General features: G+C 38.0%; 21 protein-coding genes. 6 read left to right on the top strand and 15 right to left on the bottom strand.

What is annotated here, in order from left to right; genetic code table 11:
* The first annotated feature begins 46 nt into the window (after positions 1-46).
* Complete coding sequence (locus tag OL225_RS04595; RefSeq protein WP_264517426.1) at positions 47-538, top strand: hypothetical protein; 492 nt, start codon at positions 47-49, stop codon at positions 536-538.
* Between the two features lie 425 nt (positions 539-963).
* Here OL225_RS04595 and OL225_RS04590 read toward each other — a convergent pair whose 3' ends face one another.
* The 15 genes from OL225_RS04590 to OL225_RS04520 all read right to left on the bottom strand — a co-directional run bounded on the left by OL225_RS04590 (position 964) and on the right by OL225_RS04520 (position 17124).
* Positions 964-3090: a type IA DNA topoisomerase gene (locus OL225_RS04590; RefSeq protein WP_264517425.1), complete on the bottom strand. Its 2127-nt coding sequence runs from the start codon at positions 3088-3090 to the stop codon at positions 964-966.
* Positions 3091-3596: 506 nt separating this feature from the next.
* Positions 3597-4325 carry a M17 family peptidase N-terminal domain-containing protein gene (locus OL225_RS04585; RefSeq protein WP_264517424.1) on the bottom strand — a complete coding sequence of 243 codons (729 nt, stop codon included), beginning with the start codon at positions 4323-4325 and terminating at the stop codon, positions 3597-3599.
* A 313-nt stretch (positions 4326-4638) separates the two neighbouring features.
* Complete coding sequence (locus OL225_RS04580) at positions 4639-6006, bottom strand: alginate export family protein (protein WP_264517423.1); 1368 nt, start codon at positions 6004-6006, stop codon at positions 4639-4641.
* On the bottom strand, positions 6003-6434 hold the full coding sequence (locus tag OL225_RS04575; RefSeq protein ID WP_047378224.1) for a DoxX family protein: 432 nt from the start codon (positions 6432-6434) through the stop codon (positions 6003-6005). The genes OL225_RS04580 and OL225_RS04575 overlap by 4 nt, the downstream gene beginning before the upstream one ends.
* 223 nt (positions 6435-6657) lie before the next feature.
* On the bottom strand, positions 6658-8430 hold the full coding sequence (locus OL225_RS04570; RefSeq protein WP_264517422.1) for an amidohydrolase: 1773 nt from the start codon (positions 8428-8430) through the stop codon (positions 6658-6660).
* A 59-nt stretch (positions 8431-8489) separates the two neighbouring features.
* Positions 8490-9179, bottom strand: coding sequence for a hydrolase (locus tag OL225_RS04565; protein WP_264517421.1), 690 nt, complete (start codon positions 9177-9179; stop codon positions 8490-8492).
* 45 nt (positions 9180-9224) lie between these two features.
* Entirely contained in the window at positions 9225-10100 is an 876-nt protein-coding gene (locus OL225_RS04560) for a pirin family protein (RefSeq protein ID WP_264517420.1), read from the bottom strand.
* A gap of 109 nt (positions 10101-10209) precedes the next feature.
* Complete coding sequence (locus OL225_RS04555) at positions 10210-10602, bottom strand: Rid family hydrolase (RefSeq protein WP_047378228.1); 393 nt, start codon at positions 10600-10602, stop codon at positions 10210-10212.
* Between the two features lie 505 nt (positions 10603-11107).
* Complete coding sequence (locus OL225_RS04550) at positions 11108-11692, bottom strand: Crp/Fnr family transcriptional regulator (RefSeq protein ID WP_047378229.1); 585 nt, start codon at positions 11690-11692, stop codon at positions 11108-11110.
* Between the two features lie 9 nt (positions 11693-11701).
* Positions 11702-12013, bottom strand: coding sequence for a hypothetical protein (locus OL225_RS04545; RefSeq protein WP_264517419.1), 312 nt, complete (start codon positions 12011-12013; stop codon positions 11702-11704).
* Positions 12014-12165: 152 nt separating this feature from the next.
* Entirely contained in the window at positions 12166-13776 is a 1611-nt protein-coding gene (locus tag OL225_RS04540) for a Na+/H+ antiporter (RefSeq protein ID WP_264517418.1), read from the bottom strand.
* A 270-nt stretch (positions 13777-14046) separates the two neighbouring features.
* Positions 14047-14667, bottom strand: a complete 621-nt coding sequence (locus tag OL225_RS04535) for an alpha/beta hydrolase (RefSeq protein ID WP_264517417.1) — start codon at positions 14665-14667, stop codon at positions 14047-14049.
* Between the two features lie 5 nt (positions 14668-14672).
* Complete coding sequence (locus OL225_RS04530) at positions 14673-15626, bottom strand: ring-cleaving dioxygenase (protein WP_264517416.1); 954 nt, start codon at positions 15624-15626, stop codon at positions 14673-14675.
* Positions 15627-15836: 210 nt separating this feature from the next.
* Positions 15837-16133 carry a GNAT family N-acetyltransferase gene (locus OL225_RS04525; protein WP_047378234.1) on the bottom strand — a complete coding sequence of 99 codons (297 nt, stop codon included), beginning with the start codon at positions 16131-16133 and terminating at the stop codon, positions 15837-15839.
* A gap of 58 nt (positions 16134-16191) precedes the next feature.
* Entirely contained in the window at positions 16192-17124 is a 933-nt protein-coding gene (locus tag OL225_RS04520; RefSeq protein ID WP_264517415.1) for a ring-cleaving dioxygenase, read from the bottom strand.
* A 583-nt stretch (positions 17125-17707) separates the two neighbouring features.
* On the opposite strand from OL225_RS04520, the gene OL225_RS04515 reads away from it, so the two are divergent.
* From OL225_RS04515 to OL225_RS04495, 5 genes are all read left to right on the top strand, one after another.
* Positions 17708-18706 carry an EamA family transporter gene (locus OL225_RS04515; protein WP_052184798.1) on the top strand — a complete coding sequence of 333 codons (999 nt, stop codon included), beginning with the start codon at positions 17708-17710 and terminating at the stop codon, positions 18704-18706.
* A gap of 18 nt (positions 18707-18724) precedes the next feature.
* A complete protein-coding gene (locus OL225_RS04510; RefSeq protein ID WP_047378235.1) occupies positions 18725-19753 on the top strand; it encodes a methionine ABC transporter ATP-binding protein in 1029 nt (342 codons plus the stop codon).
* The gene (metI, locus tag OL225_RS04505) at positions 19746-20402 is read left to right on the top strand and encodes a methionine ABC transporter permease MetI (protein ID WP_047378236.1); all 657 of its coding nucleotides are present in this window, start codon (positions 19746-19748) and stop codon (positions 20400-20402) included. The genes OL225_RS04510 and metI overlap by 8 nt, the downstream gene beginning before the upstream one ends.
* Before the next feature lie 118 nt (positions 20403-20520).
* On the top strand, positions 20521-21330 hold the full coding sequence (metQ, locus tag OL225_RS04500) for a methionine ABC transporter substrate-binding lipoprotein MetQ (RefSeq protein ID WP_047378237.1): 810 nt from the start codon (positions 20521-20523) through the stop codon (positions 21328-21330).
* A gap of 491 nt (positions 21331-21821) precedes the next feature.
* Positions 21822-24032: a glycoside hydrolase family 3 C-terminal domain-containing protein gene (locus OL225_RS04495; RefSeq protein WP_413541851.1), complete on the top strand. Its 2211-nt coding sequence runs from the start codon at positions 21822-21824 to the stop codon at positions 24030-24032.
* Positions 24033-24152 lie beyond the last annotated feature (120 nt).

The following is a 24152-nucleotide window of genomic DNA, read 5'->3' as shown; positions in this document are numbered from 1 at the left end:
TGTCTGTAGCTCAGACTTATGAGTATAAATTTAAAATAAAATCAATATGAATCTATCAAGTTTAGGAATTTTTCACACCATTATTGGCATTGCAGCACTTGTTGGCGCCATCATAGGGTTTATCAAATATGGTAAAATCAATCTGGCCCAGCCGTCAGGAAAAGTTTATTTTTATGCTACTGCCATCACCTCACTTACCGCATTAGGCATCTCAAAAAATGGTGGTTTCAATGCAGGACATGTATTCTCATTATTCATCCTAGTATTGATCTTTGTTGCCTATTTCCTTTTTTCAAGTAAAAAGGATGTCAATAGAGCCAGATATTTTGAGAACTTCCTGCTGTCATTCAGCTTTTTTCTGTCCCTTGTCCCAACTATTAATGAAACTTTCACAAGAGTTCCGATAGGTCATCCTTTGGCTAAAGACATCAAAGATCCGATCATTGGGCAGACTCTTCTGATCCTTTTCCTGCTTTTTATTGCTGGATCTGTTTTTCAGTTTATAAAGCAGAAAAGAGAGAATGTTGAAATTTCATGATAATAAGGCGTTCAAAAAATTGTAAAACCACCCCGTCAAAAATTCTTTGAATTTTTGCCACCCCTCCAAAAGAGGGGAATTTTTACGTCTTCAGTTGTAGTATTGGTAAATAGGGTAAGGATAGATTCCTGCGGAATGACAAATACTACGCTTAGTTTATCCGTACAGTTTGTCATTCCGTAGGAATCTCTGTATAGATGGGTTGGAAAACGCGGAGGCGCAAGGTCTTTCTAAACTGTGTATTTTTAAGGTGTAAAGATTTTATCTCCGATAAAATGTGATAATGTCAAAAAACTATCACGTTTGACTGGCAGTCAAAAGGTCACGGGTTCGAATCCCGTATTCTCCACCCAATGATGCTATTTAATCTGTTTTCCCGGAATCATGGACAAAAACTTGACAAATTTTGGATCAGATACTATTGATTAGCTAAGTTGTGTCTGAAAGTCATCACTTAACGTCAGAACTCCTTCTGTAATAGCTTCCGGATGTGTGGTAAAACCTTTTAATTTTGAAGTTTTTCCTTTTAAAACGAGATCTAAAAGCTGTTTATCTGATAATTTCTTACCAAAAATTTCAAAAGTTATTTTAAAGCCACAGTTTTTGAAATCGGAACACCCTACTGCTGTTTTTCCTTTGATCAGATTGTGTTCTTTACATTTCGGACATTTTGTTTCTTCCCAGGACTGAAGTTCTTTTTTCTGTGCAGGTTCTCTTTTTTTCTTCTCCTTCACTTCTTCTTTTTCCTCTTCCTGAAGGGTAATCACTTTTCCTTTTCCGTACACTACTTTCTCGGTAAGTTCAGTAACCATCTGAATCAGTTCTTCTTTGAAAAGATTGGCTTCATACTCTCCTTTTTCAATTTTACGAAGTTTTGATTCCCATTCCCCGGTCAGTTCCGGACTTTTTAACAGCTCGTCCTCGATGGTATCTATCAGCTGAATTCCGGTTTGGGTTGCGATGAGGTTTTTCCTTTTTTTCTCAATGTATTTTCTCTTGAAAAGGGTTTCGATGATATTCGCACGGGTGGATGGTCTTCCGATCCCGTTGTTCTTCAGCATTTCACGCAGTTCTTCATCTTCTACCTGCTTTCCGGCAGTTTCCATGGCTCTCAGCAACGTTGCTTCGGTGTAAGGCTTTGGAGGAGTGGTTTTTCCCTGATGAATCATCGGATCGTGTGGGCCGGTTTCTCCTACAATAAATTCAGGGATGGTTTGTTCTTCCTCTTTTTCTTTTTCCTTGTCTGTGGTTTCCTCTTTCGGTTCTTTGGCGTAAACAGCTCTCCATCCTGCTTCAAGAACCTGTCTTCCACTGGTTTTGAAAGGGATAGTTCCTACTTTTCCTTCTACCAATGTATTGGAAATTTTACATTCCGGATAGAATACAGCGATAAAACGTTTTGCTATCAGATCATAAATCAGTTTTTCTTCCCTGCTCAGATTTTGAGAAGGTGGAATTTCCGTAGGAATGATCGCATGGTGATCGGTTACTTTTGTATCGTCGAAAACAGCTTTTGATTTTGGAATCGGAGCTTCCAGTAATGGAGCAATCAGATCCTGATAAGGGTACATTTTTTGAAGAATCCCTGATATTTTCGGATATAAACTTTCGGATAGATAAGTGGTATCAACACGTGGATAAGTCACATGTTTCTTTTCATAAAGGCTTTGGATATAATTCAACGTATTTTCTGCTGAATACCCATACTTTTTATTGGCTTCTACCTGAAGTCCGGTCAAATCGAAAAGTCGTGGATTTTTCTCTTTTCCTTCTTTAATTTCGAAAGAAACGATTTCAAATGGATTTACTTTAAGATATTCCAATCCTTTTTCAGCACGTTCCAGTGTTTTTAATCGGTCAATCGCTGCATTGAAAATAACGTCACGGTATTTGGTCTTCAATTCCCAATATTCTTCTGTGGTAAAGGCATCAATTTCTTTCTGACGCTGCACCAGCATGGCCAATGTTGGGGTTTGCACTCTTCCAATGGAAAGAACAGCTTTATTTCCGCCAAATTTCTTGGTAAAAAGCCTCGTAGCGTTGATTCCTAACAACCAATCTCCTATGGCTCTAGCATTTCCAGCCAGATACAGGTTTTTATAATCTTCCGCTGGTTTTAAGCTCGCAAAACCTTCTTTAATGGCATCTTCCGTCAATGAAGAAATCCATAAACGCTGGATGGGTTTGTTGCATTTTGCTTTCTGTAATACCCAACGCTGAATGAGTTCTCCCTCCTGCCCGGCATCCCCACAGTTAATGACCTCATCACATTCTTCGACCAATCTTTCAATCACTTTAAACTGATTTTCAACGCCTTTATTCGGGATCAGCTTAATACCAAAACTACTGGGAATAATTGGTAATGAAAAAAGGTTCCAGGATTTGAACTGTGGACCGTAGTCGTGCGGTTCTTTCAGGGTACAAAGGTGTCCGAACGTCCATGTTACGCAATAGCCGTTTCCTTCCATATAGCCTTGTTTAGGCGTGGTAGCGCCCAATACTTTGGCGATATCTCTGGCAACACTGGGTTTCTCGGCAATACATAATTTCATGAACTCGGGTTTATAGAAGGAGTGCAAAAATCGGGATTTTTTTTGACATTGCAAATTTAGTTGGATGTTGAAGGGTTACATCTGAGAGAGAGGAAATTAAGTTCTGTATTCTAAAGATGTGAAGTTTTACAATGTATTTAAACGCAAAGGTTATTGGATTCTATTATATATTTGAGGGAGCAAAGAAATGCGATTAAAGTCGCTGATGAAGCGAAAGGATAATCTACCCTATTTAAAAAGAGATCATGCCAACGGTCTATCAATCGTCTTCTGTCATTCTAACGAAGGAAGAATCTTATTGATAATTAAATGAGATTCTTCACTACATTCCATTCAGAATGACATTTTTGAGGTATCTATATTCAATACTGCTTAGAATTAAAAGATTTAAGCTAAAATTTTATATTTAAATAATTGCTTAGTAGATATATAATCGTGATCCTTCTTATACAAAAAGCCCCCTTAAAAAAGGAGGCCGAATCAACAATGTAATGAAACCAGGTTCATTATTTCTTTTGGGCTTCTGAAATGGCATCGGTAATTCCTCCGCCTGCGGTTTCAAAGAAGGCAGGACCAGCCAGAAGATATACTTTTTCTAATTTTTTTGTGGTGGAAAGTTTGTGTTCTTTCAGGTAATTTTCAGAACGGTTGGCGTGAACGATTCCTCTTACTACATTTCCGGCTACCAAAGCGGTTGGAGAATCTATTCCTGCATCTTTCAGGTCACTGGCAAAGGCAAAGTTGGTAACACCCAATCTCATAGCTTCACGGGCCGCCACTTCTCCTACGGAAGTCATTAAGTCTGGTGTGAACTTGTTACGGTCACCCAAACCGATCAATAATAATTTCTTTGCAGACATAGACCCTGCAGGAGGAGTAATTAAAATGGTTTCCAAAGAATGTCCCTGAAACTGTCCTGTTTTTCTAAGGTTCGTCAGCTCTCCTTTCAAAGCTTCATCAAGGTGAACTAATCCATTCAATTTAGCGGGTAATGCCTGAGCATTGAAGATGTCTCCTTCTGTATATTCAAAAACACAGGCTACCTGAAGCTGGGCCTCTGCTGAAGAAGGTCCCTGAACTAATCCTACCATAGAGATTCCGTCTACGGTTCCCCATGTTTTAGAGGTTCCTATGGCTGTTGTTTTTGCAGGTGCTGTGGTGGTGGTTTGTGCAAAGCTTAGTGTAGATAATGCTAAAGCTGCTATTACCAGTGAGTGTTTTAGTGTATTTTTCATGAGATTTATTTTTTTGTTGGTTTTTGTTGTTGGTTGCTGGTTATTTTTGTTTCGAGTTATGAGTTTCGGGGATGCGAGATACGGGTTGTAAAGGTTGTTTGTTGGATAACGCAAAGACGCTAAGTTTTTTAAGGTTTAAATTTTTAAGGCGCAAGTCGCTCCGCTCCGGCTATTTCTTTTTCAAAGGTAGTTTCTGTGATGGAAAGGGGCATTGATGTGGGGTAATTTTTTGTTATGGGTACGGGATTCGAGGTGCGAGTTACGAGGTACGAGATTTTTTTTGTTACGGGATTTATTTATGTTGTTATGTCTATTAAAATTTAAATACAATTCTGGAGTTGATAAAGAGTCCATCTTTGTGGTTGTCGATTACATCGTTGATAAAGGCTCCGGTATTGAAGTATTGTATTCCGGTATTAAAGGTTAAAAATGTATTGATCTTATAATTAAAACTTCCTAAGAAAGCTGTTCCGATGTATCTCTTTTTTGAGTTTGACGAAGGAAGGTTCAATGTTCCGCTGGGTCTGTAAATCCCGTCCTGGGTAGAATATCTCCAATTGAAAACTACGTCTGCCTGAACGGTTATTTTTTTACCTAAATCAATGGTTGCATAAGGATGAATATCAATTAAATTCACCGGACCGATCTGAGGATTAAATCCAAAATAGCCGCCTTTCGGGTACAAAGGATTGAAAGTTCCCAATGTTCCGTCTCCTTTATTACTGTCTCCTGAAATATAATCGTTTCTAAGGTTGATGGTTGGTTTTCCTTTTACATTTTCAAACATATATCCGATGTCTGCAGAAGCTGTCCATGCGCTGATATTTCCTTTATTAAAGTTACCGAACTGATAGGCTGCTTCAAAATTGTAAATAAAGCCTCCTCCATATTTCCAGAACCTCCCGCCAAAAGTGTGTCTGTTCTCATCTGAAAGCCCATCCTCAAAACGTACATCCTTTCTGTGAATTCCCAAATAATACAGCTCCAGGTTTCCGCTTCTGGGGATAATCCATGTATTGTAACTTCCCCAAAGGTTAACTGATTTTGAAGATGTATTATCGAATGCTCCCGGACTGATTTCACTGGCTGCCATCATAAACGCATCAGATCTGAAATTTCCTCTTTTGTACATAAATTTCAATCCATCAAAATACAGTCTTAAATTCGGACCTTCTCTTACCGAGATCAGTCTTCCGCTTCCATAATCCAGCTCCTGTCTTCCTGCACGCACCGTCAGTTTTTCTTTCTCATTTTTCAGGATATCCACATCAATGAAGAGATTCTGAATATTCAAATGATCCTCGTCAATAGGTCGCGGACCATTCTTTCGTCCGTTTTCCCAGGCACTTCTCACCTGCCCGAAAATTCTTACCCGTGAGCCCAGATGCAGATCTGCATGTACGTTATATCTTTGGATCAGAAAAGGATTGCTTCCGATATCCATTCTTCCCCAATCTTCATTATTAAAATCTACAAATTCCAGTCTTGCTTCTCCTCCTACTGACAGATAATTGTTATTTTTTTCTGCAAGCGGTATATATTTTATGGAGTTATAAAAAGTCTTTGCAGAATCTTGATAAGAAGCATAATCTTCATCAAACCTCATCAGCCTGAACTGAGCAGATAACTGAACCGGAATAAAAATCTGCAGCAAGAGTACAATGGCAATCAGTTTTTTCATGATGATTTCTTTGTTAAATAATGATCAACCGAATATTTCCCAGCCCCCATAAACATTAGAAAAAGGTAACACAAACTGTACATAAAAGGAGTATCTTTCACCAGTAATGCATCATTCCAATGGAGAATAAAATATCCTGTAAGTGTTACAGCCAAAATGGGTAATACTGCTATTCTCGTGAAAAAGCCAAAGATCACAAATACCGGAAATACCAGATTGGCAGCATCAGCAAAAAGGCTGTTGAATGCTTCGGGAAGATGCAGCGGGTTGGGCACCTGCTCTGCTTCTGAAACACCTACTCCTATTTTTTTCAATCCGTGGGCTACGATCAATTCTACCGAAAGTAAGATTCTGAATACTAAAAGTGCAGCATCGGTTAATTTTCTTTCCGGACTGGTATTGGTGATGATATGGATTATTTTTTTCATGATTGGAATGAAGTTTTAAGGTTTATTTTTGTTTTTTTAACCGCAGATTGCACGGATTGACACGGATGATTGTGGTTATTTTATACTGTTGATGGTTTTGCGTGTAAGACCACCCCGTCAAAAATTCTTTGAATTTTTGCCACCCTCCAAGGGAGGGGAATTTTTACTCCTTCAGTTGAAATATTTGTATACAAATGAAATATTAGTCCTTATTGCTTACCAATTATTTTGTCTGATACCCTCCGTAATATTTTACCGGTGACCAATCCGGGATTACTGGAAGCGGTGCTGGAGCTGCTGTTTTGTAGGTTTCGTCTCCGTACACTACTTTTCCGTCTACGATTGTAAGTTTTGAAGTGATGTTTTTGATTTCTTCATCATTGACCGTGAAATAATCTTTATCCAAAATGGTAAGGTCCGCAAAGTATCCTTTCTGTATTTTTCCTTTCTGATAGTCTTTTATGAGTTCATACCCTCCATAAGTAGAAAGAGATAATGCTGTTTTTCTATCCAGTGTATTTTCTTTGCCCATTACCTGGTTTCCTCCTATTGTTTTTCCTGTCGTGATCCAGTATAAAGCAACCCATGGATTGTAGCTTGCTACTCTTGTTCCGTCTGTTCCCAGTCCGACAGGAATTCCCATTTCAAGCATTTTTTTCACCGGTGGGGAAGCTAAAGCTGGTTTTTTACCATATCTGTGGATGAAACTTTCACCCTGATACGCCATTCTGTGCTGTACTGCAATTCCTCCACCCAATGCTTTAATTCTTTTCATATTGTCTTCAGTCACGGTTTCGGCATGATCAATAAACCAGACTAATCCGTTCAAAGGAGTCTCTTTATTGACTTCTTCAATGACATTTAAAAATCTGGTGATGCTTTCATTATACGTTGCATGAATTCTGAAAGGCCATTTATTTTTTACCAGAAGACTTACTACATCTTTCATATTCTTTTCCATAGTAGCTGGAAGTTCCGGTCTTGGGAAAAGGAAGTTTTCAAAATCGGCTCCGTCTGATACCAGGTTTTCCCCTCCTCCGTTGACATGATAGTCTATTTCATTAAAATCATTGTGACCATGGTCATCAATCTCTACCATTCCTGTCCATTTGGTGTAATCTGCAAGTTCGGAACCTTTCTTTTGAGCAAATAAATAGTAAGGAAGACGAACAGTAATTTTTCCCTGTTTATTCAGTTGATCTGTTGTTCCGTAGTCGTCCGGAAAATTCTGGAATCCACCTCCTGCATCCATTACAGCGGTTACTCCTAATCTGTTCAGTTCGGTCATATACTGGAGGGTAGAATTTACTTTTTCTTCTTCTTTCAGCTCCGGCAGTTTCGCCAATGTTGAATAAAGGATAAATGCATTGGGTTCTGCCACCAGTAGTCCTGTAGGATCTCCGTTATTGTCTTTTTCGATCAGACCTTGTGCAGGGTTTGGAGTATCTTCGTTGATATTCAGTTCTTTTAATCCGGCTTTATTTAACCAGGCTTTTCCGTAGAGATACATGATGAAAGTGGGTACATTTCCTGTTGCTTCATTAATTTCAGCCAATGTGGGAAGCCGTTTTTCTTCAAACTGATATTCATTCCAGCCTCCGATTACTCTTACCCATTGTCCTTTGGGAGTTCGCTGAGCCTGTTCTTTCAACATTTCTAAAGCTCTTTTCAACGATTTTACTCCATCCCAGCGAAGTTCTGTATTATAAAATCTGCCTCCGCGAATTACATGCAAGTGGCTGTCAAACAATCCCGGAATCACTCTGTTTCCTTTGGCATCAATGACTTTTGTATTGCCGTTTTTTAATTTTAAAATTTGAGCATTGGTTCCTGCCTGTAAGATTTTGTGATCTTTTATAGCAACAGCCTGTACTTCGGGATTTTTATCATCCATTGTGGTGATCTTCCCATTAGTGATGATCATGTCTGCTTTCTGAGCATGGAGAATTCCTGTAGCAAAAACCATGGTAAGTGTAAGTATATTCAGTAGTTTCATTATTTCAATATTTAAGTTTGAAGGTTTCGGCAGGCTTTCAGCCTGCCGAAACAGCCCTATTAATGTTTTAACATTTCCTGAGCGTACTGAATTCCAATCCCGTAAGCCCCACCATGTTTTTTCATCAGGTCATTAACCGGTTTGTACGTTTCTTTTCTTGCCCAGTCTCTCTGCAGTTCCAATACATACTGAACAGAAGTAATAGGATGTGCCCCAGCCTGAACCATACGGGCGATTGACTGATCGTGAGCTTCTTTAGAAATATCCCCTGAAGCATCTGTTACCACATATACATCATATCCTTCGTCAATTGCTGATAATACAGGCCCTACGATACATACACTTGTCCATAATCCGGCAAAAACCAATTTCTTTTTATTTTTTCCAGTAATGGCTTTGTGAGCGTTAACATCTTCCCAAGTATTCATAGTAGTTCTGTCCACATATCCGCTTGTTGCCTCAGGATATACTTCTGAAATTTCCGGGAAAACAGGTCCGCTGAATGATTTTTCAGCTACCGTTGTTACCACTGTAGGAACATTAAATATTTTTGATCCTCCTGCTACAAGTGCTACATTATTTCTTAATTCTTCCATGCTGATGCTTTTTGTAGCGAAAGCCATTTGACCTTCGTGGTCTACAAGCACCACTGCATGATTCGTAGGATTTAATAATGATTTCCCAGGGTTTTGAGCTGTTGCTGTTAATGATAATAAACCAGCTGCAAATGATAGGATTAATTTTTTCATGATAATTTAAAATTTAAGTGTTGTTATTTCTGTTGAATTTTTTATTTATAGTGTCATAGGTACTTCCATTAAAAGGATTTCTGTACCTTCTTTAATAGCTTTGATATTAATCTCCTGAATATCCCAGACTCCGAATCCATCACGTTCTTCAATCGTCTCTCCGCCTATTTCTGCGCTTCCTTTAAGGATAAAAACATAGACTCCGTTTCCTTTTTTTCGGATCTGATAATGGGTTTCTTTATTCTCATCAAAAGTTCCCAGGTGAAACCACGCGTCCTGATGGATCCATACACCTTCATCATCAGCATTGGGAGAAAGAATCTGTTGAAACTGATTGTGGCCTTTTGTTTTGTCTAAAGTAATCTGGTCATATCTTGGTGTAACATTTCTCTTTTTAGGATAAATCCAGATTTGAAGGAATTTTACCAGCTTATCACTGTTTTTGTTGAATTCGCTGTGCATGATTCCGGTTCCTGCACTCATCACCTGGATATCTCCGCTTCTGATCACTGCTGTATTTCCCATGCTGTCTTTGTGTTCAAGATCACCTTCCAAAGGAATACTGATGATTTCCATATTGTCATGAGGGTGCGTTCCAAAACCTCTTCCCGCCTCCACTCTATCGTCATTCAGGACTCTCAATACTCCGAAGTGCATTCTTTCAGGATTATAATAATTGGCAAAACTGAAAGTGTGCTGGCTCAACAGCCATCCGTGATCTGCTTTCCCTCTTGAATCTGCTCTGTGGATGACAGAGTTTTCTTTTATTTTTGATTCTGTATTGGGAAGATGATTGTATCCGATGGGTTCTAATGGCTCAATCTCGTCGATGTCATTTTTCATAGCACTGGCTAAGGAAGCAGATGCTACAAACATTCCTGTTCCCAATAATCCTTTCTTTAAAAAATCTTTTCTGTCCATATCAGATTGTTATTTGTTGTTGTTTGATAGTGCAAATTTAGAGAGACCGGAAACCCTGCACATTTAACTAGTTTAATAAATGATGATTTTGGAAAATTCATTGATAAATTTATATCGTTGCAATAATTTTAATTTCCACAAGCTGCTCTGGCAATGCAAGTCCGCTTACTCCAACCATTGTACTGGCTACAGTTTTAGGATCATCATAAAATTCTGTTTTGAAATTTTTTCTTGCCTCAAATGCAGCTGCCATATCCATTGCATAAATCACTTCTTCTACTACATTTTCCATTGTCATCTCATATCTCGATAGCAATTCTTTGATATTCGCGTAGGTTTGTTTCATCTGCGCTTCCATTCCTTCTGCCAGTTCACCATCTTTGTTGTGACCTAATTGACCGGAAATCCAGACGGTATTTCCTTTTTTTACCGCTTGTGCGTATCCGTAAATATTTTCCCAGGGCATCCCAAAGCCTTCTGCTGTCTTGTTTTCCTGTGACATTTTTTTATTTTTTTAAATTAATAAGACAAAGGTAGAGCAGATAGAAATCTTAAAAATTTAACTAGTTTAATAAAGCACTTTTTGCAAAAAAAAATGCCTGATACAAAAGTATCCGGCAGTATGAATATATTGGATTGTTGTTTTTGGGGAAACGCAAGAGTGTTTATTTACTCTTAGGAACTATTTAATTTGAAAGAATAATTTAAAGAATAGCTTTATTTAGATTCCTACGGAATGACACAATTGCAATAATGGCTTACCCATACAGTTTGCCATTCCGTAGGAATCCAGCCAGTATTATTCAAATAAGAAAAGTATCAACAAAAATTCCAATTCTGATCCAAAATCTCAACTGAAGACGTAATGATTCCCCTCCATTGGAAGGGTGGCGAGAATTCAATGAATTTTTGACGGTTGGTCTTATATGTAAAATTATCATGAGTAAAAACTCTCATAATCATCCGTGTCTGTATGCACGACCCGCAGGTAAAAAATTCTCAAAGATTTATTTCTCTTTTGAAGCAAGTCGCTTTCTGATGGTACTTACAAATTCTTTTGAAACACCAAGATATGATGCTATATAATACTGCGCCACACGTTGCGGAATTGTTGGATAAACTCTTATAAATTCCAGGTAACGTTCCGTTGCAGGCTGAGAAATAGTATTAACCAAGCGGTTTTGAAGCGTCACCACATACCTCTGCATCATCATTCGGAAAGCTCTTTCAAACTTAGGAACTTTCTGCAATAATACCTCCTTCGTTTCCGGGGTCAGCATATAAATTTCTGTATCTTCCAAAGTTTCAATAAAAATCTTAGAGGGTGTTTTGTTATTGAACGAATCAATATCAGTTATCCACCAATCTTCAACGGCAAACAGAAGTGTCACTTCAAAGCCATTTTCATCAAGATAATAAGTCCGAACACAACCCTTCTTTATAAAACCCTCGAATTGACAAATCTCTCCTTCGCGCAAAAGATGTGTTTTCTTTGGAAAACTCTGAAGCTTTAACAAGTTCTCATAGATTTTTTCCTCTTCAGGAGTTAAGGTGACAAATCGAGAGATATTTTTGATGATATTTTGAAACATAAATTTATTTTACCCCTGCAAATTAGGAAAAAGACTGTAAACTTCATTCTTTAAAAGTCCGCTTCCTCCTCCATAATGGTCGATTACTTTAACATCTTTATCCAGCCCGGCGCAAAATATTTTTATATCTTTCTCAAAATCATCTTCTAAACCGGAGCTTAAAAGGACTATGTCTACTATATTATTTTTTATGTATTCATAGCAGAAATTTTCATCACTTTGTATTTCTGCTGTCCAGCCTTCATTATTTTCTATAATTCTTTTCAAAGTAGCCAGAATTTCCTGGTTCTTTCCCATGACTAAAAAATGTAATATTTTCATTTTGTTCAAGGTTTAATGTTTAAAATTCAAGGTTCAAGGTTTAATGTTCAATGTTTATGTTGTTGGAGTAAAGGATAAAAGCCAGATGAAATAACTATGATACTCTCAAACCCTCCGACCCTCAAACTCGTATCCCGAACTTCGCATCCCTCCTACAAGTGCTTATTCCCTGTAATTTTCAGTTCATTCAGATCCAGTTGTGATTCGGCTTTTCTTATCTCGTCTTCGCTGAAGCGTTTTTCACGTTTCATTTGAAACAGTTCTTTTCTTTGCAGGGCAAATATATCCAGCATCACGTTATGATATTCTGCCATATCATTTCGTCTGTTGGTACACATTTCCAAAGAGCTTAAATGGTTCTGGTGAAGTTTGATATCGGTTTCCAAAGCTTTTTTAAAATTTTCAAGCAGGCTATTGCTGTTCACCAATTCATTATACTCTTTATCAAGTTTTTGGACTGCAAGTTTATCCAGTCTCATTTGAATTCCCGCCTGCTGTTCATGAGAAGGAAGAATAGGATCGATTTCTTCGATTTTTGTCAATCTGATCACCAAAGGCAGTGTCAATCCCTGAAATACCAATGTAACAAAAATAACGACAAATGTGATAAAAATGATCAGGTTTCTCATCGGAAATTCGGACTGGGTATTCATCATTACCGGAATAGACAGGGCTGTAGCCAAAGAAACAACTCCTCTCATTCCTGCCCATCCTATAATTAATGGATTTTTCCATCCCGGACTTGGATCGCGGCGGGCTTTTTCACTCAGCCACCTTGGAATATGAGCCACAGGATAAATCCATAACAGACGTACTACAATTACGATCAAACTTATAATTAAACCATATTTGATTCCTTCCATTAATGAAATTTCACCCAATCCATTGATGATATCCGGAAGTTCCAGACCTATTAATACAAAGACTAAAGCATTCATCACAAAAATCAGAGTATTCCAAACTCCTGTCATATTGATTCTTGTAGTTCCTGTTTTAAAAATTTCATGAGCACGGAAAGACATAAACAACCCTCCGCTCACCACAGCCATTACTCCCGAAAAATGAAAATGTTCTGCAGAAAGAAACAGAATATAAGGCGTAATCACTGTAATGGCAGCATCAATTGCAGGTGTGGTGGGTAAAAAACGGTGAATGGCATAAAAAACATGAGCCCCTGCAATTCCTATGACCACACCCATTCCTGCTACCAGAAAAAACTGCCCCGTTGCTTCATGCATTGAGAAAGCTCCTGTCATTACGGCTGCCAGCGCAAATCTGAAAACAATCAGTGAAGAGGCATCATTAATCAAACTTTCTCCTTCCAGAATGGCAATAGTACGTTTGGGGACTTTTAATCCTTTTAAGACTGTGGTGGCAGCAATAGCATCCGGTGGTGAAACAATTCCTCCCAATAAAAACCCTAATGCCAGTGTAAATCCCGGAATCAGCATTTGTGAAGTATAAGCCACTACCAGAGATGTCAAAAACACCAAGCCAAAAGCCAAGAGACTGATGGGACGTTTCCATTTCCAGAAATCATTCCATGAGGTGTACCAGGCCGCTTCGTACAAAAGAGGGGGTAAGAAAATCAGAAATATAATTTCCGGATCCAGTTTTAGAACAGGTACTCCCGGAATAAAGCTGATGCCCAATCCGGCGAGAACCAGAAAGATAGGATAGGCAATTTTGATCCGCTGTGCCAGCATTACCAGCAGCATGACGAGTAATAAAAGTCCCAGGATTAAAAGGAGTTGTTCGTGCATGTTTTTAGAAGTTAGAAATTAGAGGTTAGAAGTTAGATTTCAGATTCGGGGTTATGTAAGTTTTGGCTAAAACCAATGATTTTTTGTTTTTTGTTTGGCAGGCTAGAACCCACCTCTATTGAATGCTAATTTATACATTTGGTTAGATTCCTTCGGAATGACAATGTGAACGGATAGATAATGCGCATACTTTGTCATTCCGAAGGAATCTCAACTTCACTTAAATATCTGAAGTATGGCAAAAACTGCACACTTCCATCTTAAAAACACTTACTTAAATAGTATAGAGTTGGCCAATTCAATTTCTTCCTCATTAATAGAGTGTCCAAAATTGGCATATACTTTTTCTGTTACATCAGCATTCATTTCTCTTAAAATATTGGCTGTAGCATATACTCTTTCTATAGGAACATGAAAATCAGGGTTGCTGGTTCCCAGAAAAACCGGAGTTCCGGCAAAATCACCTTTATAATTTTCACGATTGATCTTATCTCCTATCACACCGCCAATAATGGCCGCCGCTCCACCAAACTTCTGAGCATTACGGGCCAAAAACTCCAGAGTAAGACAAGCACCTTGAGAAAATCCGAAAAAGTATATATTTTCAGGTTTAATTCCAGCTTTTACAGCGGCTTTTACTGTTTCTTCTACCATTTCAAGGGCAGATGATAACCAAGGTTCGTTTTGTTCTACCGGAGCTATAAATGAAAAAGGATACCAGGTGTGGTTTAAAGCCTGTGGGGCTAATAATGCATAATCTTTTACATTCAGGTGCTGGGATAAACTCAGAATATCCTGAGCGCTTCCTCCGCGTCCGTGAATCATGATCAAAGCTTTTTCTGCCTGATGTAATGGAATTCCTGCTGTTTTTATATTTAAAATATGACTCATTATTTTTATCTGAATTTTTCTGTTGGATAATTAATTGCCGGAAGAACTTCTTCCAAACGTTCTCTTCTTTTTTCAAACTGCGGTGGCAATTGCAGATCTTCCCCTAAAAATGCGGCTTCTTCATCCACATCGAACCCGGGACCGGAAGTTGCAATTTCAAACAAAACTCCACCCGGCTCTTTAAAATAGACTGAAGTAAAATATTTTCTATCCTTCACTTCAGTATGTTCCAATCCATATACATTTAACCGCTTTACCATTTCAAGCTGAGATTCTGCATCCGGAGTTGCAAAGGCCACATGGTGCACGGTACCTCTTCCTGCCAATCCTTTCAGTGCATTGGGAGTAGATAAAAGATCTACATATTTCCCGGGCATATTGTCTGTTCCCAATCTCAGTCGGTCAGGCGTTTCCTTAATCACCTTATGATCCATCTGGGTTGTAAGAAGAGCTGCCGTTCTTTCATAAGCATCCTGCCAGATTTCTACATGATGGATTCCTTTTATGGCATAATCTTTAGGAATATAACCATTGTAGTATCCTTTTCTTTCATCTTGATCATTAAAAACCAATTCCAATCCCAGCCCATCAAAATCTTCAAGATAAATAAAAACTTCATCAGAGAACCTTTGCTGTGGCTGCTTAAAAGGGATATTGAACTGTTCCAGACGGTTCATCCAATAATCCAGGCCCTCTATAGAAACTGAAAATGCCGTTGTATTGAGCATTCCTTTACCATGTCTGCCATTGATAAGATCTTTACCATACGGAAAAGTAGTCATGATCGTTCCCGGTGTACCATATTCGTCTCCGAAATAAAAATGATAAACATCTGAGTAATCAAAATTAACCGTTTTTTTGACCAATCGAAGTCCTAAAACTCCGGTATAAAAGTCTATATTTTCCTGTGCATTGCCGGTAATTGCCGTAACGTGATGCAGTCCTGTGATAAGTTTCATTGTGATAAAATTGTTAATTGGTTATTGTGATAGGAGGCGAGATTTCGGAGGTTAGGGGTTCGGGATTTGAGTTGATACGTTCAAGAGTAGCTTTATTCATCTTTTGTCTTTCACCTCTGTTTTTAGCTCGGGACTCTCAAACCATCTTACCCTCCGACTCTCAAACTCGAATCTCGAAAACCCGCATCCCGAAACCCGACCCTCAACTATCTATAGCACCTCCTTCAACCAAACATCATTGTATTCTTCCGGATGACGTTTGAACTGTGCGTGAACATACGGACACAGCGGCAGAATCTTTAAATCATTTTCTCTTGCATAGGAAACCAGTCTTTCCAGTAATATTTTAGCAAAACCTTTTCCTTCATATTCCGGATTTACTTCGGTATGGTAAACTGTTAATTTTTTTCCAATGACTGAAATGTCCATTTTACCGGCCTTGTGATCGTCTGAGAAAAGCTGAATTTCACCTTTCCTTCCTTCTAAAACTATTTCTGTTCTTTCCATTTTTTTGTTTTTAAATCTTTATTCAAAATTAGCATCTTTATGAGAGCTGGCCGATGATCTATGATAAGTTCGGAAGCACTCCTTCTATTTTCTCACGCATTCCTTCATACTGTGCAGGAAGCTTCAGATTTGTTCCCAACTCATTCAAAGGTTCATCTACAGTAAATCCCGGATTGTCAGTTGCAATTTCAAACAAAACTCCACCCGGTTCACGGAAATACAATGAATAAAAATAGTCTCTGTTGATCTTCGGAGTGATGCTCAGTCCTGCGGATAATGCTTTCTCACGATATTCCATCAGAATCTCATCATTTTTTACTCTGAATGCAATATGATGATTGGTTCCGGCAGCATTTCTTCCGGCAGGAATTGTATCATTTTCAATAATATCTATAAGGTTAGCCGTGTCAATTGCATCAGTAGCGAATCTGTATCTTTCTCCTTCCTGTTTTTGCAGATTGTATCCTAAAACATCAGTCAGAACTTTGATTGTAGGATCTGCTTTTTTTAAGGTTAAAGTGACATTGTGGAATCCTTTCAATGCATTTTCATCTTTAATATCATCAGTTGTCCATACTTTTCTGTTATCATCACCTGATGGTTCTATAAACTGCAACTGAAGACCGTCAGGATCTTTAAAAGAGATCATTTTTTCTCCAAATACTTCTCCTTCTTCCACGCTTACATTAAAGCTTTGCAAACGGTTTTTCCAGAATTCAAGGCTTCCTTTCTGTACTGAATATCCGATATGGGTAGCCATTCCGCTTCCATTGTTACCTTTACCAATTCCTTCCCATGGAAAGAAAGTAAGGATCGTTCCCGGCGTTCCGTTTTCATTCCCAAAATAGAAATGATACGTTCCCGGATCGTCAAAATTTACCGTTTTTTTAACCAGTCTTACTCCTAAAACCTGTGTATAAAAATCTAAATTTCTTTTGGCATTGTCTGCAATGGCAGTAATATGATGCAGACCTAATATTCTATTGTCCATGTCTTTTAATTTTGATGCTAAATTACAGTGAACAGAAATGCTGCACATTTAACTAGTTTAATAAATGTAACTCCTTCATTTTAGCCAACATTGTTTAGCATACCTTTTAAATATTAAATAAGAACATAAAACCACCTTTACATAATTCCTAAAAATATCAGCATATTTTATCTTTTCCACAACACCAATTAAGATGTAATTTCAGTATCATTTGAATTTAAAAGCATAAACTGTTATAATTTTTTAAAAATCTATTTAAAAACAAAAATACAAAACACACTGATTTTAAACATATTAAATCATTAATAATAAATTAATATTCAAAATGTCTACTTTTTTAGTGGACTAATAAAAATTATATTATATATTTGCAACCGTATTCAGGAAATAAAACAAAATGAAGGCAGAATTCAAAAATAATTCAATTAAGAAACATACCATCAAAAATATGATGAAGGATATCTGTATGCCTATACATCAAGAATACTGTGGTTGACCTTACTTTTATATAGATATATTTTCAGAGGCTTTACCACGTGGTAGAGCCTTTTTCATTGAACACAACAACATTAAAAAAATAAAAATGAGTAATTCTAAAAACAAATGGTTGATTCCATTGGCTTTTACAAACATCTATGTGATATGGGGAATTACGTTTTTAGCTATTTCATTTGGCTTAAAAGGTTTTCCGCCGTTCATTCTTTCAGGGTTAAGATTTCTGGTTGCCGGTATTCTGATGATAGGATATCTTCTTTCTAAGGGAGAAAAAGCAAATTCTCTGATCAACTGGAAGAAAAATGCAATTACCGGTATTCTTATTCTTACCGGAGGAACAGGACTTGTAGCCTGGGGAGAGCAATATGTAACAGCTTCTGAAGCGGCAATATCTATTGCAACCGGCCCGTTCTGGTTTATTGCAATCGACAGAAAAAACTGGAAATATTATTTCTCAGATAAATTTATTCCGATAGGATTGGCCATTGGATTTGCAGGATTAATTATGTTTTTAAAAGGCAGTGTAAATTCAAATGCAGCTCATGCAATTGCTAATGAAAATCTACGTATTACTGCATTTGTAGTTTTGGGTCTAAGTTCCATCGCATGGGTACTGGGTTCTTTATATTCAAAGAAAAATCCGGCTTCTCAATCTACCTTTATGAATATTGCTCAACAGCTTATAGTAGCGGGATTAGCTTCTTTTTTAATCTCTTTTATAAGAAAAGAATGGACTGGTTTTTCAGTTTCTGCAGTCCCGTTATCGGCATGGTTTGGAGTCCTATTTTTGATCTTCTTTGGATCGATAGTCGCTTATTTGTCGTACATTTGGCTTCTGTCCGTTAAACCCGCTGCCTTGGTAAGCACACACACCTATATCAATCCTATTGTAACAGTGATTGCAGGTTGGATTGTTGCCAGCCAAAGCATCAATGGAGGTCAGCTGTATGGTTTATTTATCATATTGCTGGGAGTACTTCTAACGAATGTCACCAAGTATTTCAGACTTTCAAAACGGTCAAAAGTAAAAATCAGAAGAGTAAGAAGATTTTTTAACAGAGCAGGCAAGCCATATCAGCCTATTTAAACAGAATACAAAATCAGAATGATAGAGATCAGAAACATATCGAAAACATTTCACCAGAAAAAACAGTCCTTTAAGGCATTGGATAAGGTGAGTTTAAATATAGAGAAGGGAGATATTGTTGGAATTATCGGTTTTTCGGGTGCTGGAAAAAGTACCCTGATCCGTACAGTAAATTTACTGGAAAGACCAGATGAAGGGCAGATTATTATTAATGGAAAAGATTTTACGCAGCTTAATGCTAAACAATTGGCTGAGGAACGCAAAAAAATAGGAATGATCTTCCAGCATTTCAATCTTCTTTCTTCCAGAACTGTTTTTGATAATGTAGCTCTTCCTTTAGAACTGGATCATAGCAGTAAGGATGAGATCAACAAAAAAGTCAACGAATTATTGAAGATTGTGGGACTTGAAGATAAAGCCAATGATTATCCCAGAAGTCTTTCCGGTGGACAGAAACAAAGAGTTGCCATTGCCAGAGCTTTAGCCAATGATCCCCACCTTCTGCTTTGTGATGAAGCAACCAGCGCACTGGATCCGGCTACAACACAATCTATCTTGCAGCTTTTAAGAGATATCAATCAGAGACTGGGAATTACCATCCTTTTAATTACCCATGAAATGGAAGTTATCAAAGCGGTCTGCAACCACGTTGCAGTGATAGACCAAGGAAAATTATTAACAAAAGGAACTGTAAGCGAGATTATTTCGGATAAAGAGAACCCGATCATCCGCCAGTTTATAAATTCAGATATCATGACCCTGCCACAGGAATTCATTAGCAGACTGCAGAAAGAACCCAAAGACGGTTTATTTCCGCTGGTCGAAATAGAACTTAACGAAAACATCAGTGTGGAACAAATTCTTTCAACACTATATAACCAATATAAAATCCCTTATAAACTTTTAAAGGCAGACGTAGAGTATTTTGGAGATTCCAATTTCGGAAAACTTCTGCTTCAGCTTCAGGGTGAAGCAGAAGAAAACCAACAGGTGATTTATTATTTCAACCAAAACAAAATTCAAAATACAGTAAAAGGATATGCTTAGTGATACGGTAATTGCCCTTTTGGCAAAAGGAACCTGGGAAACGGTTTATATGACATTTTTATCCGGATTTTTTGGATTTGTACTTGGTCTTCCGGTAGGAATCATGTTGTTTTTAACCAGAAAAGGACAACTGCTGGAAAATGCAGTCTACCATAGAGGATTGTCTATTCTGGTTAATATTTTCCGTGCCATCCCTTTTATTATTCTGATCGTATGGATGATTCCTTTTACCAGAATTCTGGCAGGAACTTCTATTGGAGTAAATGCCGCTTTGGTTCCGCTAAGTGTGGGTGCAGCTCCGTTTATTGCAAGACTTGTTGAGAACAGCCTTATTGAAGTTCCTCATGGTCTTATAGAAACCGCAAGAGCACTGGGAGCATCTCCTTTACAGATCATTAGAAAAGTATTGCTTCCTGAGGCACTTCCTTCATTAATTAACAACGCTACTATCACTTTGATTACACTTGTAGGTTACTCTGCAATGGGTGGTGCTGTTGGAGCTGGCGGACTTGGACAGGTGGGTTACCAATACGGATATATCGGATATGATATCGTCATTATGAATACAGTATTGATACTTCTTGTTCTGCTGGTGTTTATCATACAATTCGCGGGAGACCGATTGTCAAAAAGATTTGATCACAGGTAGTTTTTGGGTGAGAGGGTTTGAGAGTGGTGTTTGAGACTCGGGGTACGAGTTTCGGGGCATGGAAAAGATAAAAACTTTTTGCTCTTTCGCTTCCATGGTATTTAAATAAAAAAATAGAATGAAAAAAATAAAGATTTTTGGTTTATTAGCTGCTGGAATATTGTTGTTCAGTGCCTGTTCGGGAAGAAAAGATGACCCGAACTTTATCCGTGTCGGGATTACTTATGGCCCGGAACAGGAAATTGCTGAGGTTGCCAAAAAAGTAGCTAAGGATAAATACAATCTGGAAGTGGAGCTTATCCCTTTTAATGATTATGTAGTTCCCAATGAAGCTCTGACTAACGGAGATATTGATGCCAATGCCTTTCAACATCTTCCTTATTTAACAGAACAGTCCAAGCAGAGAGGTTACAACCTCGTACCTGTAGGAAATACATTTGTCTATCCTATTATTGCCTATTCAAAAAAGATTAAAAATATCAGTCAGCTGCAGGAAGGTAACACTGTTGTTATTCCCAATGACCCAACCAATGGAGGACGTTCTCTGCTTCTTCTGCAGAAAAGCGGTCTGCTGAAATTAAAAGCAGGTGTAGGACTTCTACCAAAAGTAACAGATATTACTGAAAATCCCAAACAACTTAAAATCATGGAGATTGAAGGAGCACAGATCCCAAGGGTTTTAGATGACAGAGACGTTGTTGTAGGAATTATCAATAACAATTTTGCAGCCCAGGCAGGATTAGACTCGGAAAAACAGGGTATCCTAATTGAAGATAAAGACTCTCCATATGTGAATCTGGTGGTGGCCAGACAGGATAATAAAAACAGCCAGAAAGTAAAAAACTTTGTAAAAGCCTACCAGTCTCCGGAAGTGGAAAAGAAAGCCAAAGAAATTTTCAAAGGCGGAGCTGTGAAAGGATGGGATTAATGAGTTTGAGGGTTTGAGAGTGCACGAGTTTGAAATGCGAGGTTCGAGATCCGGGTTTTGGGATTCGGGATTCGCGGTTTTGTGTGAGAGTTTGAGAGTAAGAAGGTTTGAGATTGTAAGAGCTTAGATTCCTGGACAAACTACGCGCTTTACCTATACGTCAACCTTGTCCATTCCGTAGGAATCCAGACATTATATTAGAAGCATTGTAGGATTCGAGGTATTGAATGGAAAGTATAGATGAGTAGTTTCGTTTGTCTTTTACTTTTTCCACCTATCAAATTCTATTTATTTTTTTCGCTATTATAAATACAATATTTAATAATGAGCTGTCTGCAAATATGTGGGCAGTTTTTTATTCATTAAAATTTATTTTCTCAATTTGAGATAATAAAAAATTTTCTCTATTTTTGCTTTTAATCAAATAGAAAGGCATCATGTTAAAGAAAACCGTCATTATAAGTTTATTCACCTTTATTTCTGCTTCTTATATGGCTCAGACCAATACTACCATACCCGTTTATTTAGATGAATCCAAACCTGTAGAACAGCGTATTCAGGATGCATTATCAAGAATGACACTGGAAGAGAAAGTGGCAATGCTTCATGCACAGTCCAAATTCAGTTCACCAGGTGTTCCAAGATTGGGAATTCCTGAATTCTGGACAACGGATGGTCCTCATGGGGTACGTCCGGAAGTAATGTGGGACGAATGGGATCAGGCTGGCTGGACCAATGATTCTATTATCGCCTACCCTGCCCTGACGGCCTTATCCGCTACCTGGAATAAAAAAATGTCATGGAACTACGGTAAAGCATTGGGTGAAGAAGCCCGCTACAGAAAAAAAGATATCCTTCTTGGACCTGGAGTGAATATTTACAGAACTCCGCTGAACGGAAGAAATTTTGAATATATGGGTGAAGATCCTTATCTGACCTCAAAAATGGTAGTTCCTTATATTAAAGGAGTCCAATCTAATGGTGTGGCAACTTCTGTGAAACATTTTGCACTCAACAACCAGGAAATGTTCCGTCACACCAGCAATGTGAATGTAGACGACAGAGCGCTTTATGAAATCTATCTCCCACCTTTCAAGGCAGCAGTAACAGAGGGTGATTCATGGACGATCATGGGTGCTTATGATATGTACAAAGGTCAGTATGCCAGCCAGAATCAATATTTATTAAATGATATTTTAAAAAAGGAATGGAACTATAAAGGGGTTGTAGTATCCGACTGGGGTGCTGTAAACAATACAGAACAGGCCATCCACAATGGTCTTGACCTTGAATTCGGATCATGGACCAACGGACTTTCTGCCGGAACTAAAAATGCCTATGACAATTATTACCTGGCAAAACCTTATCTGGATCTGATTAAAGCAGGAAAAGTAGGAACCAAAGAACTTGATGATAAAGTAACAAGATTACTTCGTCTTGCTTATAAAACTACGATGAACCGCAACAAGCCTTTCGGAAATATTGCTTCAGAAGAGCATAAAGCGGTGGCAAAAGAAATTGGTGAAGAAGGAATCGTTTTACTAAAGAACCAGGGAAATGTGCTTCCTATTGACCTTAATAAAGCTAAAAAAATAGCAGTTGTTGGAGAGAATGCCATTAAAATAATGACTGTTGGTGGAGGTTCTTCATCTTTAAAAGTTAAATATGAAGCTCTTCCATTAGACGGAATCAAGTCCAGATTTGGAAAGCAGGCAGATGTACAGTACGCAAGAGGTTATGTAGGAGATATCGGAGGTGAATATAATGGGGTAAAATCCGGACAGGATTTAAAAGATACCCGCTCTGAAGCTGAATTACTGAACGAAGCGGTAGAATTGGCCAAAAAATCTGATTACGTCATTTTTGTTGGCGGACTGAATAAGGCAGACTTTCAGGACAGTGAAGGAAATGACAGAAAGAGCTACGGACTTCCTTATAATCAGGATCATGTAATCATTGCCCTTGCAAAAGCAAATAAAAATCTTGCTGTTGTTCTGGTTTCCGGAAATGCTGTAGCTATGCCTTGGATCAAAGAAGTACCAACTGTTTTACAATCGTGGTATCTGGGTTCTGAAGCTGGAAATTCTATTGCTTCTATTCTGGCAGGTGATGCAAATCCATCAGGAAAGCTTCCGTTTACATTCCCTGTAAAGCTTGAAGACAATTCAGCTCATCAGCTTGGAGAATATCCCGGACAAAAAGATGAATTGGCTGCTGGAAAAGGTAAAGATCAGAAAAATCCTATCAACATTACTTACAACGAAGGTGTTTTTGTAGGCTACCGCTGGCATGATACTAAAAATATAAAACCTCTGTTCAGTTTCGGACATGGATTAAGTTATACGACTTTTGAATTTGGAAAAGCAAAAGCAGACCAGACCACGATTTCACAGGATGGTAAAATTACCTTTACCGTAACGGTTAAAAATACAGGTAAAAAAGCAGGTGCCGAAGTTGCCCAGCTTTACATCAGTGATTTAAAATCATCTGTTCCGCGTCCTGCAAAAGAACTGAAAGGGTTTGAAAAAGTGTATCTGAATCCAGGAGAACAGAAGGAGGTGAATTTCACCATTGATAAAACGGCTTTAAGTTATTTCGATGCCGGAAAACACGACTGGGTTGCAGAACCGGGAGACTTTGAAGCATTGATTGGAAATTCTTCTGATGCTATTAAAACTAAAGTGAAGTTTACCCTTAAATAAAAACTGAGAGTTAAGAGTATAAACTCTATTTAATAATTATTTGATAGAATGCAAACAGATTCCGGATTGGGATCTGTTTTTTGTTTAATACTCAATATTTTTTAGATCTGCTTAATCAGC

It is taken from the genome of Chryseobacterium viscerum, assembly GCF_025949665.1.
In the GTDB taxonomy this organism is placed as follows: Bacteria; Bacteroidota; Bacteroidia; order Flavobacteriales; family Weeksellaceae; genus Chryseobacterium; species Chryseobacterium viscerum_A.
This window is presented reverse-complemented; position numbering and strand designations above follow the sequence as displayed.